Origin of the sequence: Bartonella refiksaydamii, from assembly GCF_902652675.1 — a bacterium.
GTDB classification, from domain to species: Bacteria; Pseudomonadota; Alphaproteobacteria; order Rhizobiales; family Rhizobiaceae; genus Bartonella; species Bartonella refiksaydamii.
Window position 1 is genome coordinate 1 of record NZ_LR736374.1, and the last position, 1,189, is coordinate 1,189.

The following is a 1,189-nucleotide window of genomic DNA, read 5'->3' on the forward strand; positions in this document are numbered from 1 at the left end:
GACAGGCACGTCGTTACTTTATTGAGTGTGAAAAGAAATTAAGAAACCAATCTGTTGATTATGATCGTGATACACGCTTTGATTTGCCAAGCTATTGGGAGGGAATGAACGCTGGTGAAAAAGTTTTGTATCTTTTAGGTCCAATCCATATGCGTCTTATTGACGCTTTTAGAGTGGACGAAGAGAACAGAAAATATAAAGCCTTAATTAAAGAAGCAACGCAGGTCCTAACAAAATCTGTCGTAAAAGCTGCTTAGACTTAAAACATAATTTTATCTCCCCGTTCTCAAAAATGGGGAGGTGGTTAAGCTGTACATTCAAATTTATTGATTTTGGCAAATTCATCTGCTTTTTCAGTTTGTAATATACTGACGTCGTAAGCAGCTTGCATGTTAAGCCAAAATTCAGCAGTGGTATCAAAAAAATAGGCTAATCTTAATGCTGTATCGGGAGTCACTGGACTGTTTTCCGCAATAATACGTTCTATCCTCGTGCGTGGAACATTCAGTGCTTTTGCAAGAGCATAAGCAGAGAGAGCGTATTCTTTTAAATATTCTTCGCGTAAAATTTCTCCGGGATGAATAGCAATATAATTTTTCATCTCGACCTCCTACAAATCAATGATAATCTACAATTTCAACTTCATAGGCGCCATTAGAACGCCATTCAAAACAAATACGAAACTGGTCATTAATACGAATAGAATATTGTCCTTGGCGGTCACCTTTCAATGCTTCTAAACGGTTTCCTGGGGGACTGCGCAAATCTTTGAGATCAACTGCTTTATCGAGCATAAACAATTTTCTTTGCGCTATGCGTACTAAAGTTGTTGGAAAACCTTTAGGCAGATTACCTTCTAAAAGATCTTTACACCGCTTATCCGCAAAAGATTCAATCACCAAATCACCTTCATTCGTTCTTTTACGTATCATATCATGATACCAATCTAAAGAAAAGGATGAATGTTGAAAAATATTTAGCAAAAGAGGTGGAAATGACCAAGAAGTATCGTGAGGGGATATCAGTTCGTGCATTTGCGAAGAAGATGCGGGTTTCGCCTAATGCGGTGGTTTCTCGATTTAAAACAGGCAAATTTGATGAGGCTCTTTTTGAAGATGGTTCTGTCAATGAAGTCCTTGCAACAGCTATCTGGAATGAGAATCCAACAAAGCGGACACAACAATTTTTA

General features: G+C 37.8%; 2 protein-coding genes and 2 pseudogenes. 2 read left to right on the top strand and 2 right to left on the bottom strand.

What is annotated here, in order from left to right:
• Positions 1–257: pseudogene (locus GQO39_RS08540) on the top strand (phage antirepressor Ant); the annotation flags it as partial.
• Between the two features lie 47 nt (positions 258–304).
• On the opposite strand, the gene GQO39_RS08545 reads toward GQO39_RS08540, so the two are convergent.
• Positions 305–601 carry a HigA family addiction module antitoxin gene (locus tag GQO39_RS08545; RefSeq protein WP_156851777.1) on the bottom strand — a complete coding sequence of 99 codons (297 nt, stop codon included), beginning with the start codon at positions 599–601 and terminating at the stop codon, positions 305–307.
• A 16-nt stretch (positions 602–617) separates the two neighbouring features.
• Entirely contained in the window at positions 618–932 is a 315-nt protein-coding gene (locus tag GQO39_RS08550; protein ID WP_156851778.1) for a type II toxin-antitoxin system RelE/ParE family toxin, read from the bottom strand.
• 62 nt (positions 933–994) lie between these two features.
• Between GQO39_RS08550 and GQO39_RS08555 the strand changes: the two are divergent.
• A pseudogene (locus GQO39_RS08555) lies at positions 995–1,189 on the top strand (hypothetical protein); the annotation flags it as partial.

Coding starts and splice junctions, on each gene's coding strand:
- GQO39_RS08545 (WP_156851777.1), bottom strand. CDS start 601: ATGAAAAATTATATTGCTATTCATCCCGGAGAAATTTTACGCGAAGAA.
- GQO39_RS08550 (WP_156851778.1), bottom strand. CDS start 932: ATGATACGTAAAAGAACGAATGAAGGTGATTTGGTGATTGAATCTTTT.